We start from the raw sequence: 16,522 nt of genomic DNA, 5'->3' as shown, positions 1-16,522 counted from the left end.
TGCAATCCATGGCCATGGGCTCAGACGCAATCGTTGCGATCGGCAACGGCTGGTGGACGGGTGAAAGCAACATTACCGACATTCAACGCGCCAGCGTCACGGCATGGGCAAAGCTGTTCGATGTGCCGCTGGTGATCGCATTCAACGAGTGAACCCATGATAGATGTTGCCCTGATTGAGCAATGTGCCGACCCCTCCTTGACTCCTGCGATCGTTGAAGAGTTCATAGCGGCCGTAGGTTCCAAGGATCCGCTAAATGTGACCGTGCGTGCCGGGTCGAAGACGTTTCTGGTTCGACAAGCGAATTCTCCGCAAGAGGCGATGAAGCTGGTTCAGGATCACCTCGGGAAAGCTGTCGTGCGCGTCGGGATCACGCAATATCCGGTTGGTATTGGCATCTCGGACAAGTCCCAGGTCGCAGCCGATGTCTTTGACACGTGCAACAACATCAAGATCGGGACGGCGCTGTTTGCCCGTGTCTACCGGGTCGTTACGAAGTGGTACGGCACGCCTGTTCCAGAGGCGTTTGAAGATGCCATTGAGGCGTACCAGACGGGGTATTTCGATGGGGAGTATGTGTTCACGGCGGAAGACCCAGGTGAGGCCATTGAGTTGGCAACTCCGGACCCGGCCGCCTCAGAGGAAGGCGCACCGGTATCGGAAACCGAAGGTGCGGCGCCGGACCCAAAAAACGAACTGCGTCAACAACTATGGGCGCAGGATCCGAACAAGGCGGATATAGGTGTCGATCTGTCAGAGATAGAAGACTACAATAGGAAATGATTGAAGGGAAAAATATTTGAAACAACTAAACTATGCAGTCTTATTTTTTGTAATGCTAAGGAAAGGCCCCGCATCAGCTTCGGAAAATGAAATATCTATTTAATTTCTGGCCGATGTAGAAAAGTGATGTCCAAAGATGGCGAAGTGTTAGCTTGGTGCCGGATAGATCAGTAAGCTACAAAATTGAAGTTCTCCCTGTCTTTGGGTCGCTCCAGGATGGAAATTTTTAGGCGGTGTCAGCCTAGCAGGCTTCTCTGAGTGGGGTCGGTGAGGTCAAGCTTCTCCTGTCCCTTTTTCCGGAGTATATCGCTCCGTGGGTCACTCGCTTTTCTTCGCGGTCGGCGCGGAGCCGCCGCATGATGGGGTCAGGAAAGCGAGGCGACTCAATCTGTTGAACGACCTTGGAGAACTTGCCCAGGATCGTGCCTGCTAACGAGATCGCCTTGCCCATCGTCCCCGCAGGAACGCTCCGGATCACCCTCTCGGGCGAACCACTGTCTGTGTTCGTTTTTGTTCCTTGCCCTAACTCATGCCAATGCGGGGACGGCGGCTTCCTTTCCAAAGCAGAATTCGGCTGCAACGGCCCACATGCGATGCAGGATAACGGCCAGCTTGCGAGCTACCGCCACGCGGGCCCGTGCCATGCCGAGACGTTTGGCGATGTTCATGCCCAAGGCGCGCAAGCTCGACCATTTCTTCGGGCGCACAAGTAGCGAATGTGCTGACTTGTAGAGGGCGGTGCGGGCGAGTTCGTCGCCGCAACGGCTGACCTTGCCCTGAATGTAGGTTTCACCCGATTGGTATTGCGCTGGCGTCTTCGAAAAGATCGAATGGTTCCATGCGGGATCGTCAACGCCAATACCGATAAACCAGCGAAACAGAAGGTCGTATTCCAGCCGCTCCATCAGAAGCCGTTCCGACTGGATCGAGTAAAACGCCTGCAACAGCAATGCTCGTAGCAGCTTCACCGGTGCGATCGAAGGACGTCCCATCGAAGAATAAAGCACTGCAAAGTCGGCGCTCAGACCAAACAACACCGTGGTCACAATTTTCCGGATCTTGCGCAACGGATGGTTCTTTCGCACCCGTGCATCTCAAATCCCGCAGGACCAAAGGAATCATCATCGAAACCAAAGCGCCAGTGACTTTTTCAACGTTCTGCTAGAAACGAAAGTTGAATCTAAGTTCCAATGTGTTGGCGTTAAAGTTGAATATGTCTCCGTTGCGCAAGATATGAGTTGTTCGGATTGGATACTAAAGTATCGGGCCCAATGCGGGTAATTCGGCAATTCAAATTTGTCAAAAACAAGTAGCTCTCAAGTGTTGGTCATGACTGAAAAAAATCTATTCAGCTCTCGGTGAGCGTGAAACTGTCTTGCAAGCAGACAAGAGTGCGAAAACATCGTTTCAAACGGGCGGCGCCGAACAAACGAGAAATGATCTAATCCGCATTTGGTGTACTTAGGAATCAATTAACTGACCTGGATGAAAATGGATATAGACCTTCATCTTGATTGCGGACTGATCGTAAACACTATGTATAATTCCGCGGAGTATTAAATAATGTCGAGAAGAAAAGGGAAAGGGACGGACGGAGGCGCGCCTCTTTGGATCGTGACATTTGCCGACTTAATGTCACTACTTGTAGTATTTTTTGTTTTGATTATCTCTTTTTCAATTCAAGATAAAGAGAAACTACAGGTCGTTGCTGGGTCTATGCGCGAAGCATTTGGCGTGAAAGAAACATCTCGAAAAACTGGCATTATTGAAGTAGAGGGAATTCCAATCCGTGATTACATGAAGGACATAAGCCAAATTCCACAAGAATTAGATTCTGACTTTGCTCAGGAGAGACACGAAAAACGTCGAAAGCAAGGCCCGGAAGCAAATACGAACGATACGTTAGAGGCGGAAATAGAGAAGCCGCGGCAATTTGCCTCCGCCGCCGCATCGCTACGCCAAGCTTGGCAAGAAATGCCCGAAATAACAGAAATCTCTACAAACATCATATTGGAGGAAACGGAAGAAGGTTTGAATATTATGCTTGTCGATCAAGATGGGCGCTCAATGTTTAAAGAAGGATCTAAATATCCGTACGAAAGCACTAGAAGACTTCTTTCAAAAATGGCGCCAGTTATTTCACGGATGCCAAATAGAATCCATATCACGGGACATACCACTGCTGGTCAACAAGGGTTTGATCCAACTTACACTGCGTGGGAGCTCTCGAGTGACCGTGCAAATGTCGCAAGGCAAATTCTTGTCGAATATGGTGTACCAAGCGACCAAATCTTTGGCGTAACAGGAAAGGCAGACTCTGAACCACTCTTCCCTAATGACCCCTACCTTGCGGCGAACAGAAGAATTGGTCTGCTATTGATGTCAGAAGCGCCGCCCCTGCCAGTTTCTCACAAACCATAGCTGGTTATCCGATTTTTCCTGGTTTTCCATGACCGCAAGACGTTCCGCAAATATCTAGAGATGAGCTGGAAGCTCCCGTTTATAGCCCGCGTCCGCCGTGCGGGAGCAAATTGGATGGATATCGTGATTATCTGAGGGACCGGGTTACTGAGTTCCCCGATCTATCTGGCTGGCGTTTGCTGCGGGAAATCACTGAACTGGGCTACGAAGGCAGCTACACGACCGTGAAGAAGTATCTTCGCGAGATCCGGCCGCCGGCGCGGGCTCAATTTGAGCGGCGTTTTGAAACGCCAGCAGGCAAACAGGCTCAAGTAGATTTTGCTGAGTTTATCGTCAACTTCACTGACGAGCCTGGTGTCACGTGGAAAGTCTGGCTCTTCTCGCTGGTCCTGGGGCACAGCCGTTGGCTCTGGGGTCGGTTCGTCTCCAGCCAGAACCTCCAATCAGTGATGCGCTGTCACATAGCGGCCTTTGATGCCAAGGGCGGTGCGCCGGAAGAAATTCTCTATGACCGCAGGGAGACTGCGGTGATCGGCGAAGACGAGGCCGGCATTGTCACGTACAACACCTCGCTGGTGGCGCTTCTCAATCATTATGGGACGGCCCCGAAAGCCTGCCGGCCCTATCGGGCGAAAACCAAGGGAAAAGTCGAGCGGCCGTTCCGGTACATTCGTCAGGACTTCTTCCTGGCCCGCAGCTTCCGGAACCTCGACGATCTCAATGCCCAGTTCACGCAATGGCGGGAAACAGTGGCCAATCCGCGAGTGCACGCGACGACCGACCGTGTTGTCGACGTAGCTTTTGCGGAAGAACAGCCAGCCCTGAAAGAACTGTCGGCATTGCCGTACAGCGCGGTTCTCACCATTGAGCGGCGGGTCAGTCATGAGGGCATGATCTCGGTAGACGGAAATTACTACAGCGTGCCGGACACGACCCGCAGGCGGACACTGGAAGTGCAGAACCACACCCAGGACATCCGGATCTTCGAAGACGGGATCGAGATCGCACGTCACCCGATCCTGGAGGGCAAGAACAAACGGCGCGTCGATCCCCTTCATCGCAAGGCACCGCCGAAACGGACAGCACCTTCCCGCAACTCTGATCGATTGCACCGATCACTCGACTTTTATGATGCGGTCGGACGGCGCCTGGCAAGTGAACGGGTGCCGGCATAAGTGAGCTTCTGGAAAGAGTCCGGGGGCGCTTGTCGGGCTGAAGATGCCGCGTGCATTGGAAGCACTCGATCACACGCTTCATCGTCTGGAGCAGGGTGAGATCACGGCGGTGGAAGCGATCGATGCCTTGCTCAGTGAAGAGTATTCCACGCGCGAGACCAGGCGGATCGACGTGGCCCTCAAGACGGCGAGGCTGGTTCCGATCAAGACGCTGGAAGGCTTCGAATTCTCCTTCCAACCTTCGCTTGACCGCGAACGTATTGCAGCCCTTGCCCAGCTCGACTTTGTCCGACGGTCGGAAGTGGTCCACTTCCTGGGCCCACCGGGTACCGGCAAATCCCACCTTGCCACTGGTCTTGGCGTCGCTGCGGTCAAAGCCGGTAGAAGCGTCTACCGGGCGACATTGGCCGATCTGATCGAGGCCCTGTCCAAAGCTGAACGGGAGGGGCGCCTGGTCGACAAGATCCGCTTCTACGCCCGGGCCTCGCTACTGATCGTCGACGAGATCGGTTATCTGCCGATTACACAAGGCGGAGCCAACCTGTTCTTCCAGCTTGTCAACGCTCGCTATGAAAAAGGGGCGATGATCCTCACCTCAAACCGCGGCTTCGCGGAATGGGGAGAAGTCTTCGGGGATCCTGTTGTTGCGACCGCACTCTTGGACAGACTTCTTCACCATGCTGTCGTCGTGCAGATCGAAGGCGCCAGCTATCGGCTTCGCGGGCACCCGGATCTAATCCTGGGACATATGCGTGCAAACGCGCCGATCTCGCCACCACCCCCGCCGAGGCGCAGGGGACGGGCACCAAAAGCTATACACGGAGCCGCCGGTCTGTAAATCCGGCTGACTACCGGGACACCAAACTGGGGAATTTTAGAGGGCCCATTATGGTGAAATTTGAGGTGCCTTGACACACACCACGGTGTGGCTCCACCAGATGCTCGCACCAACGCAGTTAGCGGCGAAACCAACCGGCCCTTAGGGTGACCGGAACCAGCCTTTCGGTGGTGTTCAGCCGCATGCCCAACGTCCGTATCACGCTGTGCAGCGCGCTTCGCGTCGTGATTTGACTCCGTCGTCAAATGACCCAAAATTTAATGGAAACGCTCAAGGGTTTGTGGGGATTCACAAATCAGTATGAATGTGATTCACACTTTGGATGGATCGTTTTGTACTGACAGACGCCCAATGGGCGAAGATAGAGCCGCACTGCCTTGGTAAACCGACGGACCCCGGGCGGAGCGGCGGGAATAACCGCTTGTTCATCGAAGCCGTGTTTTGGGGTGTGCGCACTGGCAGCCCCTGGCGTGATCTTCCTGCCATGTTCGGTAACTGGAGCACGGCCTTCCGGCGGTTCCGGGATTGGCGCGAGGCCGATATTTTCAAACGCATCTTTGATGCTCTGTCGGACGAACCGGACATGGAATACGCCATGGTGGATGCCACCATCGTCAAGGTTCACCGCCATGGTCAGGGCGCAAAAGGGGGACTCAGAGCCAGGCCATTGGCCGATCCAAAGGCGGTATGACCACCAAGATACTGGCCCTGACCGATGCCTTGGGTAATCTCGTTCGATTCCGCCTACTGCCTGGTCACCGTTTTGACAGCGTCGGAGTCGCACCGCTGATTGACGGTGTCGAGTTTGGGGCTTTGCTCGCCGACAAAGCCTTCGACAGCAATGCCATTGTCGCTGACCTCGATGAACGCGGCGCCAAGGTCGTGATCTCTCAGCATTCCCGCAGAGCCCTGCCGCGAAAGATCGATGCAGAGATCTACAAATGGCGACACCTCATCGAGAACTTCTTCTGCAAACTCAAAGAGTTCAAACGCATCGCCATGCGCGCCTCCAAAACCGACCGCAGCTACGAGGCATTTATTTACCTCGCTGCTGCCGTGATAAACTCGAGATGAATCCCCACAAGCCCTAGGTGACCGACTCATAAGTTCGCAGCCAGATGCGGATTGAAGCGAGTTGGACTGACGCGAGAAAATTGTCGTCGCGCTTGTCGTATCGTGTGGCAATGGCCCTGAAGTGTTTGAGTTTGTTGAAGAAGCGCTCGACGGCGTTGCGCTGTCGATAGACCCAGGCACTGAACGGGAAGGATTTGACGCGGTTTGGCATGGCGCGGATGTTGGCCCATACGCCTCGCCCGGCCATTTCCGCGCGCAACGCATCGCTGTCATAGGCGCGGTCGGCGAGCAGGATGTGACCGGCCTTAAGCGTTTCGAACATGTCGGCGGCCGAGCGTCCGTAGTGAGCCTGGCCCTCAGTCAACTTGAGGCGGATCGGCCGTCCCTCGGTATCGACAAGCGCATGGATCTTGGTGGTAAGGACGCCGCGCGAGCGACCCATGCAACGGGATCGCCCGTCTTTTTTGGCCGTTGGCGGCATGCTGATGAACACGGATCGATGACGAGTCGATCATCTGCACGTCACCGTCGTAAGCATCTGATACCGCTTCAAGAATACGCGCCCAATGGCCAGCCTTGCGCTAGTAGTTGAAGCGGTTGTCACAGGTCGTGTACGGGCGCGTAGCGCACTGGTATCTCGGCCCAGGGTGCCCCCGTGCGCAGACCCAGAAGATGCCGTTCAGGACCTTGCAATCGTCAGCGCGCGGTACACCACGCACCTTTGTCGGTAGTAGGGGCTGTATTACAGACCACTCGAAATCCGTCAGATCGAAGCGTGCCATACTGACCTCCATTCACGGCGGTCAGTGAATCAGAACTCTCCCTACAAGAGAATTCTGTTTATGAGTATGTGACCTAGATGGAAAGGTTTCTTTCGTCTGGATTTGAGGCGTAATGTTTCCGGGACGTATGCTTCAGCGAACTTATTGGAAACATTTATTTCAATTTTGTCGTTGTCCGTTGGCTTGAAACGCTTTCTTGTTGGAAGTTGTGTGGTTTTCGGTTGGGAGATCGATCTCTTGATATCTTAAATAAAATTTAATTCCGGAGTGTGAAATGACGGGATCTTGGAATAGTAGTTCCAATTTAACAAATCATCGAATTCTTCTAGTTGACGCAGTACGAGGGATTGCGATTGCTGGAGTTGTTCTTTTCCATGTTGTTTGGGATTTGGAATTATCAGGACTCGTACGGGGTCTTGCGTTTAATTCAGTTTGGCTTTTATTCGGACGTCTTCTTGCCGGAACGTTTATGTTTCTTGTCGGTGTAAGCCTCGTACTCGCACACAACGAAGAGCTCAAGCTAAAAAAATTCGCAAAACGAGTACTGGTGATAGTTACGGCAGCATTCACAATTTCTATTGTTACTAGTTTCGCTTTTCCGGAAACTTACATTTATTTTGGGATACTACATGCGATTGCTGTTTCTTCTTTGCTTGGCGTTTTGTTCCTTAGATTGCCACCGCTAGGGGCATTATCCACCGGCTTAGTGTTTCTAATTGTTCCTCAATTTGTAGCGTTGGATTTATTAAACACGCGATGGTTTGCTTGGACCGGCCTTTCGGCCTTCCCTCCGCCAAGCAACGATTTCGTCCCAATTTTACCTTGGGCTGGATTGACTATGATAGGAATTTTCCTCACGAAGGTTTCGCTCTCAAAAAACTTCAATTCAAGGTCGGCCGCAGACCTGCCTGACACTCAATTGACACGAAGCTTAGTGTGGATGGGGCGCAATAGCCTTTTGATATACCTAGTTCACCAGCCATTGCTTTTTGGAATTATCTTTCCAATTTCCTATCTACTTGATTATTGATAGTGGAAATGACAATTGGATAAATTGGAAAAGCAATCATGGCTGGCCAAGCATGCGATTGAACGGGTCAGACAAAGCTGCTTTAGGCCTGCTTATTGGTACACCATTATTAGACGTTTGTTTTGATAAAAATTCTGCTCCTTTGTTTAGAAGAACGGTTCTAAATCTGGTATGCATTCCACCGTCGACGTATGATAATTCAACACTACGTTCCTCTTCTAGGAGTTGTTCTGCTGATCTTAAATCAGCATCCAACTTTTCAGTTACATTGGCAGGTGGAGCTTCGAGTTGAGGACATTTTCCGAGTGGCCCATATTGAGGCGCAGATGTTTTCGAAATACCAAAACGGTATCTCCCTTCGCAGAACCCAAAATCAGGCGGCTCTTGCAATACATCGAATCTTGTAGAGGCTTCTTTCAAATCTAACCAAAAATTGAAGTTTGCATTGCTTTTGTGTAATGCAAGGTTCCTGGGTGTCATACGGAAGGGAAGTGACTGGACCTGGATTGCAGGCTGCCCTGCGCGTAATGCTTCTCGAGCCAGAGCGTACACCTCACCTATTTGATCGTCAGTTATTGCAAAGCAACCGGAGGAGGAACAGGCACCGTGAACCATTAAGGCAGTTCCGGTGTAGCCTCTCGCTCGTTCAAGTTTGTTGGGATAACCTAAATCAAACGACAGATAATACTGAGAATTTGGATTTAATCTTGGGAGCGTTACTTCGTAAATACCTTCCGGCGATTGCCGGTCACCTTCAGCTTTTTTGGGCCCCAAGTCGCCAGACCAGCGACACATCGCATAAGTTTTTAGTAGAACATACTTGCCAACTCGATTTTGTTTCCAGACCTCAAGTTCACTTTCTTGTTTGAAAATTCTAATAAACAAGGGGTCCGTTGATTTGGTACCTTTGCTCCTCATCAACGTTTCAATGCTGGCGGGAATCGCGATTTCGCCGCGAGAATCCATTTCGAAAGCGGTGCCAACACATCCAACAGGCAATAGCGCCGATGCTGCCAATGCAATAGCGTGGAATATCTTCATGAAAGATTTCCGTTAAGGCAATTAATGGCAACCTTGACCATCAGCCTGTACCTCAACCTGTTTTTCAAATCTATTCCATGCTCGATCATTCATTTGCCTTGTGAATGTCAAAACCTATTTGCATTTTGCAAATTTTATTTTGCCATTTTCCGAAACGTAAAGGATCAAGCTAAGATGAGTGTCAAAAGCAACCATATCGCTTCTTTTTCTCTCCCTCAAATCACAAATACGTTTCAGTTAAGAGCAAAAAATATCTATTCAAATGGCCTTCACGCAAGGATCTTCGCGCGTTGAATTTCGCTAAACTTCGAAAGGCTATACGGTTGTGCAGCGCATTGCTCGTCAACGGTGGCAAGGCGCAACTCCCTGGTATCGCATCCAATCTTCAGTGTCCTAATTATGGCCGCGGTGGTCGCGCCAGCTCTTTGGTCTTAAACGTCTACGAAGAGTTAACCAAAGCAATGGAAGGGCGGTAAATATTCCCAAACCTAGCGTCAACAATTCTGCGGGTTCAATCGGGCCATTCATTGCTTCTGCGCCAAAGTGTGCAAGAACAAAACTTGCAGGTATTATTCCGGCGATAGTTGCGATGATAAACCGCCATAAATAAAGCCCACTTAGGCCTGCTGCGTAACTCACAGCGTCGAAAGAAATGAAAGGTATGACTCGGGTTGTAAAGACCGTGATGGTCAGAGCATTTTGAGAACCCAAAAAACCATAGTTTGCGTATTCACCCAAAAGACGAACAATCGCATTTCGTCCGAGCTTTCGCGCAATTAAAAACGCAATCGTTGCACCGAGGCAAGAACCGGTTGCAACGTAAATCGTGCCCAGAGTATGCCCGTATGCAGCTCCAGCAGCGAGTGCGATTGGGGCACTTGGAAGAGGACTGACGACAATAGCTAGCGTCATTAGAGCTATAATGAAAAGTGGTCCCCAGATACCTGAATGTTCGACAAGCGTCTTTACAGTTTCTGAGTTAAAATTCTCGAAAAAATTCGGGCGCCACCCAAGAGCAAATAACAGAAAAATGGAACTTAGTGCAATAGAGGCAACTATTTTTACTATGTTTGATGAACCAGTTTTCATTGTTTTCGCTCCCTTAGATGGTGATATATTAAAAATTGTTTTAACGTTGCCGTGCCCAAATGGCCGTACTTTCGATCATCACGTCAAACACGGGTCTCTACAATTTGGAACTTCAATTCGAAGCTCTCTCGTTCAGACACACTTTTCGGACCAACGCGCGAAGCGATTGTAAAGGGTTTTCCTGGCGCCATAGACATTCGGCGCATCGATCCAGCGACCGCCCGACTTCAAGACATGAATAATGCCGTTTATTACGCTCATCATTGAGCCAGAAGAACCCATCAGACATCGTCAACTCCTATTCAGGAGCTTGATGATGTGGGGCGTCCGCACATGAAACAACCTCCAGCTGATTTGCATATAAATCTTATGGGCCCGAAGCCTAGGTGACCGACTCACAAGTTGGCAACCAGATGCGAATTGAAGCGAGTTGGACTGAGGCAAGAAAATTTTCGTCGCGCTTGCCGTATCGTGTGGCAACGGCCCTGAAGTGTTTGAGTTTGTTGAAGAACCTCTCGACAGCGTTGCGCTGCCGATAGACCCAGGCGCTGAGTGGAAATGTTTTGACGCGGTTCGGCATGGCGCGGATGTTGGCCCATGTGCCCCGCGACGCCATTTCGGTGCGCAAGGCATCGCCGTCATAAGCGCGGTCGGCGAGCAGGATGTGTCCGGCACTGAGGGTTTCGAACATATCGGCGGCCGAGCGTCCGTCGTGGGTCTGGCCCTCGGTCAACTTGAGGCGGATCGGTCGTCCCTCGGCGTCAACGAGTGCATGGATCTTGGTGGTCAGGCCGCCGCGCGAGCGACCCATGCAACGGGATCGTTCGTCTTTTTTTGGTCGTTGGCAACATGCTGGTGAACGCGGATCGATGAGGAGTCGATCATCTGCACGTCGCCGTCGTAAGCATTTGATATGGCTTCAAGAATGCGCGCCCAATGCCCAGCCTTGCGCCATCGGTTGAAGCGGTTGACACAGGTCGTGTACGGGCCATAGCGCACCGGTATATCCGCCCAGGGAGCTCCTGTGCGCAACCGCCAGAAGATGCCGTTCAGAACCTTGCGGTCATCGGCGCGGGGTACTCCTCGCACCTTTGTCGGCAGAAGCGGCTCTATCACAGACCACTCGAAATCCGTCAGATCGAAGCGTGCCATCCTGACCTCCACTCATTGAGCTCAGTGAATCAGAACTCACGCTCAAAGGGAATCCTGTTTATGAGTATGTGACCGAAAGCATTACGGCTGGCCCTCGTTCGGATGATAGACTGCAATCGCAATACGAATTAACCCATTAATAAAGATTACAGAATTGTTAGTTCTGGAATTGTGAGTTTTTGGAAAAGATTGATGAAATTTCTTTGACTGCCGAGGGGGGAACTCTCCGGATTAGGGAGGAAAACTGATGGGCGGAAGTTTGGGCGATAGTACGTTGACTGAGGGGGCGCGTATTGAAACGTCTCAGCGCATGCCATGGGTCGATGCAGCCAAAGGGATCTGCATCATCCTGGTTGTCATGATGTATGCAACGTATAACACAGGCGAACACACCGGGAAGGTTGGGTTTCTTCACTACGCGATCGGTTTCGCCACACCCTTCCGAATGCCGGAATTCTTTCTCATTTCTGGCCTGTTCCTCTCCAACGTCATTGCCAGACCCTGGCGGCGTTACGCGGACCGGCGCATCATTCATTACCTTTATTTTTACGGGCTCTGGGCCTTGATCTCTATCTGCCTGAAAATCGGCATTTTCAGCGGGCGGCCAGATCAGATGTTGCTCGATCTTGCGTGGGCTGTTGTACAACCTTACGGAGTTCTCTGGTTCATCTATATGCTCGCAGTGTTCTCGCTAGCGGCAAAACTATTGTGGCGGGTGAATATGCCACATTGGGTGGTCATTTTGGTTGCGGCGGTGCTGCAGATGACAGGTTACGTTTCACCCAGCTATCTCGTTACGCAGTTCTTCGCCTATTTTGTCTTTTTTTATCTTGGCTACGCCGCAGCTCCGCTGGTCTTCAGGATTGTTGCTTTTTCGGAACGACATTGGCGACTTTCTTTGGTCGGACTGGGCATTTGGGCCATTGCGAACTACCTGCTCGTGTTTTCGCCCGGCTATGCCCTTCACCCGGCCGAAATGCAGATGGGTCTTGCAGCTATTCCTCCGGTCCATTTGTTCCTCGCAGTTGCCGGTACCTTCGCCTTGTGCGTCATGGGCGCGTTGTTTGTGAGGAGCCCGAGGTTCGAATGGCTCAGGTGGATCGGCGAGCATTCACTGGTCGTCTATGTAGCCTTCACAATTCCCATGTCGATCATTCGCGGGATCTTGCAGTGGAGCGGGCTGATTTCCGATGTCGGCATATTGAGTGTTGTTGTGTTCGCCGGATCGCTCGTCAGTCCCCTGATCCTTTATTCCCTCGTAAGGTGGACGGGATACGGCACCTTCTTGTTCGAAAGGCCAGGCTGGGCAAGGATCCCTATAGAAAAGTCGGTCGCGTACAATTAATTGGCGCCGGAGTACGGCAACAGCGTCTGGAATGCAGCAGTATTTATCGCAAGTTGATAACGGAGGGTACGCGGATTTCTCTTGGCGCGCGAAACTCCCGGACCAGTTGTTATTCCCGCTCGGAGTTCTTGGTAGAGCGTTGACCGCCATTACCAGCTTGCCTGTCGGAAGTTAAACGGGATGGAACAAAAGCGGGTACGCGGCCTGCATAGGAGTCCCATTCGGATCCGAAACGCGCCCGGCTATCGGCTTCTTCATGGCGAGCAAGGCGCACGTACATCCAAACCAATATTGGAAACATCACCAGAGTCAGGATGGTCGGCCACTGCACCAGGAAGCCGAACATGATCAGCACAAAACCTGCATATTGCGGATGGCGCATTCGGGCGTAGGGACCGGCCACGGCCAACCGATCTTTCCTCTGCGCCGCCCAGAGGTGGCGCCAGGCCACAGCGAGGAGCCAGAAGCCGCACCCAATGAAAATGAAACTGGCGATGTGAAACAGGCCTGCATGCGGATTCGCCTGCCATCCTAAAAGCACTTCCGGGAGATGCCCGCTGACATGGGAATTCCAGTCGACGTCAGGTTCGAAAGTCTGAAGCCAACCTGAAAGCAGATAGATCGTCAGGGGAAAGCCGTACATCTCCGTAAAGAGCGCCAGGACGAAAGCACTGAACGCGCCAAGGCTGCGCCAGTCCTGCGCAGTCTTCGGCTTGAAGAAACTGAAGGCAAAGACGATGAAAATCGCCGAGTTGACGAAAACCAGCGACCAGAGCCCATAAGATCCGCTGGACGAGATCAACAGGCTCTCCAGTGCCGGGGTTCTTCGACGACGAGAGGCTGCCGGCTATTCGCTTTCCGTATCAGATTTTTGCTCCTCTCAGGCGCAGCGCATTGAGCACCACGGAAATGGATGATGCGCTCATGGCAAAAGCGGCGAACATCGGGCTGATAAGGATACCGAAAACAGGATAAAGCACGCCTGCCGCGACCGGCACGCCCAACGCATTATAGATCAGGGCGAAGAACAGGTTCTGCCGGATGTTGCGCATGGTGGCGCGTGAGAGTCTGCGGGCGCGCACGATGCCGTCGAGATTGCCTTTGACCAGCGTGAAACCGGCCGATTCAATGGCCACGTCCGCGCCGGTGCCCATGGCAATGCCCACATCGGCCTGCGCCAGGGCAGGGGCGTCATTCACCCCGTCACCGGCCATGGCGACCTTGCGTCCCGCCGTTTGCAGTTCCTTGATGATGCGTGCCTTGTCCTCGGGCAGGACGTCCGCGCGGATTTCATCGATGCCGAGCCGCGCGGCGACCGCTTTCGCCGTCCGTTCGTTGTCGCCGGTCGCCATGATGATGCGGAAACCAAGCTCATGCAGCGCCTTCAGCGCAGCGGGAGTGGTCTCCTTGACCGGATCGGCGACACTGACGAGACCGGCGACCGTGCCCTCGAGCACGACGAACATCACGGTTTCGCCTTCGTCGCGCCGGGCGTTCGCCTTGTCTGCCAGTGCGGTGACCTGGAGCCCGAGTTCCTCCATCAGCTTCAGATTGCCGAGAGCGACGCTCTTGCCGTCGACCGTACCCTTGACGCCCTTGCCGGTGACGGCCTCGAAGTCTTCGGCCTCGCCCAACTGTACGCCGCGGTCTTCCGCGCCGGCGACGATTGCTTCAGCCAGCGGATGTTCCGATCCCCTTTCAAGGGTAGCGGCAAGACGCAATACCTCCTGCTCGTCATGGCCATCCTCCGGGAGCACGGCCACCAGCCGGGGCTTGCCCTCGGTCAGCGTCCCGGTCTTGTCGACGATCAAGGTGTCGACCTTCTCGAAGCGTTCCAGTGCTTCCGCGTTCTTGATCAGCACGCCTGTCTGCGCGCCGCGTCCGGTTGCTGTCATGATCGACATGGGCGTGGCAAGGCCGAGGGCGCAAGGACAGGCGATGATGAGGACGGCCACGGCGGCGATCAGGGCGTAGGACAGGGCAGGGGCCGGTCCCCACAGCGCCCAGCCGATGAACGCGAGAACCGCGATGCCGATGACCGTCGGGACGAACCAGCCGGCAACCTTGTCGGCGTATTTCTGGATCGGCGCGCGGCTGCGCTGCGCGTTTGCGACCATTTCGACGATCTGGCTGAGCATGGTGTCGGCGCCGACGCGCGTTGCCTCCATGATCAGGCTGCCCGTGCCGTTGATGGTCGCTCCGGTCACCGGATCGCCGGGTGTCTTTTCGACCGGCACCGGTTCGCCCGAGATCATGCTTTCGTCGACCGATGAACGGCCGTCGGTCACCACGCCGTCGACCGGCACCTTGTCGCCGGGGCGCACACGCAGACGGTCGCCGATCTGGACATCCTCCAGCGGGACCTCTTCCTCGCTGCCATCGGAGCGGATTACCCGCGCGGTCTTCGCGGCCATGTCCAGAAGCGCCTTGATGGCCTTGCCGGTGCCCTCTCTCGCGCGCAGTTCCATGACCTGGCCGAGAAGCACCAGGACCACGATGACGGCGGCCGCCTCGAAATAGACGCCGACATGACCCTCGGCGTCCCGGAACCCGTCGGGAAAGATCCCCGGAGCCAGAACCGCAACGACGCTGAAGGTCCAGGCGGCCATGACACCCATGCCGATGAGCGAGAACATGTTGAGATTGAGCGAACGGAACGAATTCCAGCCGCGGGTGAGGAAAGGCCAGCCGCACCACAATACGACGGGTGTTCCCAGGACCAATTCGATCCAGAGCGTTATCCGCTCGCCGAAGATATCGCGCACGCCCGACAGGCCCACATAGGGTCCCATGGTGAAGACGAGCAGGGGAACGGTCAGGACAGCGCCGACCCATAGCCGGTGTGTGAAATCCACGAGTTCCGGGTTCGGCCCCTCGTCGGCCATCGCCGCGTTTTCAAGTTCCAGTCCCATGCCGCAGATCGGGCAGGATCCCGGTTCGGTGCGGCGGACTTCCGGGTGCATCGGGCAGGTATAGACAGATCCCGAATATCCCGCCGGCACAGTATCGTATTGGCCGCCTTTTCCGGACGGCGCGTCACCGGTCGCGTGGGCATGATGGTGACCGTGACCATGACCGTGATGGTGCTGGCCGGCTTCGCCCTCTGGAACCAGATGCATCCCGCATTTCGGACAGTCGCCGGGTTCCGGTTGCCTTATCTCCGGATGCATGGGGCAGGTGTAAACCATCTCGGCCCCATGCCCGGACGTCGTGGTCGGGGCATGGGAGTCACGGGTCTCATAGGACGACATTTCGGGTTCTCTCCGATTTTCGATGCGCCGGCCGAGGCGTTCGGGACAAGCAGGGCGTTCCGCTTTAGCTCGATATGACGGGCTTTGCTGCCAGGGCCACAAACGTTCCGAACGGGTAGCGGGCCGAAATCACTGTAACGGATAATAGCGCCCTTGCCGGGCTGGAAAAGGCCGCATGGTGATACCATACGGCCAAAGACAGGCCCTGCCGACAGGTCTTACCGTTCGATCCTGCGGTGCAGGTGGAATCACAACGCCGACTGGGCCGGTGAGGCTTCATACCCGGCCGTCTTCAGAGCGGCCATGACCTGATCGGCAGAGAGCTGGCTTTCGACCGAAACGATCCTGTTTTCCATATCGAAGTCCAGTTGCGCCGATCCGTCGGCGCCCTTGACGGACGTGTCGATAGCCGCCTTACAGTGGCCGCAGCTCATATCGGGTACGTGAAATCTCATGGCAGTGCTCCTTTGCTGGAATTTTTCGAATATGGAGTTTCCAGTTGGTGGAAGGTCAAGATCCGGGACCCGTTCAAAATTTTATT

At 53.9% G+C, this 16,522-nt stretch carries 11 protein-coding genes and 7 pseudogenes; 8 read left to right on the top strand and 10 right to left on the bottom strand.

Annotated features, from left to right (window positions below; translation table 11 throughout):
- Both J7447_RS31435 and J7447_RS29390 read left to right on the top strand, forming a co-directional pair.
- Positions 1-152 (top strand): annotated as a pseudogene (locus tag J7447_RS31435) (conjugal transfer protein TraB); the annotation flags it as partial.
- 4 nt (positions 153-156) lie between these two features.
- Positions 157-783 (top strand): TraH family protein, encoded by a 627-nt coding sequence (locus J7447_RS29390; protein ID WP_075282932.1) that lies wholly within the window; start codon positions 157-159, stop codon positions 781-783.
- Between the two features lie 527 nt (positions 784-1,310).
- On the opposite strand, the pseudogene J7447_RS29385 reads toward J7447_RS29390, so the two are convergent.
- A pseudogene (locus J7447_RS29385) lies at positions 1,311-1,598 on the bottom strand (transposase); the annotation flags it as partial.
- Positions 1,599-1,868: pseudogene (locus J7447_RS29380) on the bottom strand (transposase); the annotation flags it as partial. It abuts the pseudogene before it with no gap.
- A gap of 478 nt (positions 1,869-2,346) precedes the next feature.
- Between J7447_RS29380 and J7447_RS29375 the strand changes: the two are divergent.
- The 4 genes and pseudogenes from J7447_RS29375 (at position 2,347) to J7447_RS29360 (ending at position 6,291) form a co-directional block, all read left to right on the top strand.
- Positions 2,347-3,204, top strand: coding sequence for a flagellar motor protein MotB (locus tag J7447_RS29375; RefSeq protein ID WP_075282933.1), 858 nt, complete (start codon positions 2,347-2,349; stop codon positions 3,202-3,204).
- Positions 3,205-3,254: 50 nt separating this feature from the next.
- Positions 3,255-4,379 (top strand): annotated as a pseudogene (gene istA, locus J7447_RS29370) (IS21 family transposase); the annotation flags it as partial.
- A 43-nt stretch (positions 4,380-4,422) separates the two neighbouring features.
- Positions 4,423-5,217, top strand: coding sequence for an IS21-like element helper ATPase IstB (istB, locus tag J7447_RS29365; protein ID WP_209171663.1), 795 nt, complete (start codon positions 4,423-4,425; stop codon positions 5,215-5,217).
- Positions 5,218-5,539: 322 nt separating this feature from the next.
- Positions 5,540-6,291, top strand: a protein-coding gene (locus J7447_RS29360) for an IS5 family transposase (protein ID WP_139314154.1) whose coding sequence is annotated in 2 segments (ribosomal slippage) — positions 5,540-5,870 and positions 5,870-6,291 — 753 coding nt in all. Because the reading frame shifts where the segments join, the coding sequence is not laid out codon by codon here.
- A gap of 13 nt (positions 6,292-6,304) precedes the next feature.
- Here J7447_RS29360 and J7447_RS29355 read toward each other — a convergent pair.
- Positions 6,305-7,073 (bottom strand): annotated as a pseudogene (locus tag J7447_RS29355) (IS5 family transposase).
- Between the two features lie 274 nt (positions 7,074-7,347).
- Between J7447_RS29355 and J7447_RS29350 the strand changes: the two are divergent.
- Complete coding sequence (locus J7447_RS29350; protein WP_075284825.1) at positions 7,348-8,103, top strand: heparan-alpha-glucosaminide N-acetyltransferase; 756 nt, start codon at positions 7,348-7,350, stop codon at positions 8,101-8,103.
- A 36-nt stretch (positions 8,104-8,139) separates the two neighbouring features.
- Here the strand turns inward: J7447_RS29350 and J7447_RS29345 are convergent, their stop codons facing one another.
- The 4 genes and pseudogenes from J7447_RS29345 to J7447_RS29330 all read right to left on the bottom strand — a co-directional run bounded on the left by J7447_RS29345 (position 8,140) and on the right by J7447_RS29330 (position 11,385).
- Entirely contained in the window at positions 8,140-9,144 is a 1,005-nt protein-coding gene (locus tag J7447_RS29345; RefSeq protein WP_075284826.1) for a murein L,D-transpeptidase family protein, read from the bottom strand.
- Positions 9,145-9,537: 393 nt separating this feature from the next.
- On the bottom strand, positions 9,538-10,233 hold the full coding sequence (locus J7447_RS29340; protein ID WP_075284827.1) for a VTT domain-containing protein: 696 nt from the start codon (positions 10,231-10,233) through the stop codon (positions 9,538-9,540).
- 135 nt (positions 10,234-10,368) lie between these two features.
- Positions 10,369-10,522 (bottom strand): annotated as a pseudogene (locus J7447_RS29335) (transposase); the annotation flags it as partial.
- Positions 10,523-10,615: 93 nt separating this feature from the next.
- A pseudogene (locus J7447_RS29330) lies at positions 10,616-11,385 on the bottom strand (IS5 family transposase).
- 247 nt (positions 11,386-11,632) lie between these two features.
- Between J7447_RS29330 and J7447_RS29325 the strand changes: the two are divergent.
- On the top strand, positions 11,633-12,730 hold the full coding sequence (locus J7447_RS29325) for an acyltransferase family protein (protein WP_075284839.1): 1,098 nt from the start codon (positions 11,633-11,635) through the stop codon (positions 12,728-12,730).
- Positions 12,731-12,839: 109 nt separating this feature from the next.
- Here J7447_RS29325 and J7447_RS29320 read toward each other — a convergent pair whose 3' ends face one another.
- From J7447_RS29320 to J7447_RS29310, 3 genes are all read right to left on the bottom strand, one after another.
- A complete protein-coding gene (locus J7447_RS29320) occupies positions 12,840-13,532 on the bottom strand; it encodes an isoprenylcysteine carboxylmethyltransferase family protein (protein ID WP_075284840.1) in 693 nt (230 codons plus the stop codon).
- Between the two features lie 61 nt (positions 13,533-13,593).
- Positions 13,594-15,981, bottom strand: a complete 2,388-nt coding sequence (locus tag J7447_RS29315) for a copper-translocating P-type ATPase (RefSeq protein ID WP_286189696.1) — start codon at positions 15,979-15,981, stop codon at positions 13,594-13,596.
- Between the two features lie 248 nt (positions 15,982-16,229).
- Positions 16,230-16,436 (bottom strand): heavy-metal-associated domain-containing protein, encoded by a 207-nt coding sequence (locus J7447_RS29310; protein WP_075284818.1) that lies wholly within the window; start codon positions 16,434-16,436, stop codon positions 16,230-16,232.
- Positions 16,437-16,522 lie beyond the last annotated feature (86 nt).

Source organism: Labrenzia sp. R5_0, from assembly GCF_017743835.1.
Classification (GTDB): Bacteria; Pseudomonadota; Alphaproteobacteria; order Rhizobiales; family Stappiaceae; genus Roseibium; species Roseibium algicola.
The sequence above is the reverse complement of the archived record's forward strand: the minus strand, read 5'-3'. Positions and strand labels throughout refer to the sequence as shown.